The organism is Paenibacillus sp. GbtcB18 (assembly GCF_019091125.1).
Lineage (GTDB): Bacteria > Bacillota > Bacilli > Paenibacillales > NBRC-103111 > Paenibacillus_F > Paenibacillus_F chitinolyticus.
Window position 1 is genome coordinate 1 of the sequence record NZ_JAGXJX010000604.1, and the last position, 252, is coordinate 252.

General features: G+C 49.2%; 1 protein-coding gene. It reads left to right on the forward strand.

Going from position 1 to position 252, the window contains the following annotated elements; all coding sequences use genetic code 11:
* Window positions 1–49: 49 nt before the first annotated feature.
* A partial coding sequence (locus KVT34_RS30645) for a hypothetical protein (protein ID WP_217563338.1) occupies window positions 50–252 on the forward strand: 203 nt, incomplete at its 3' end.

A 252-nucleotide genomic window follows, 5' to 3' on the forward strand; every position in this document is an offset into this window, starting at 1 on the left:
TATAATAGACACAAATAGACCCCTACTGCACGTAAGGGAAGTGGTATCAATGGCAGCTAAAACATTAACGGTACCGCAAAGTCAAAAAGACGAACGCGGAGGTGGTCGCCTATTTTCTTTTATGAACCTGAGGGCATGGGGCTCGCTGGAAATCGGAATTATTATGGGCTGGTGGAACGTATCCCCCTCCAGCGACAAGAGCTTGACGTTGTGGGTCGGCACGGGGTTTATGGTGGGAAGGGGGTTCATTTA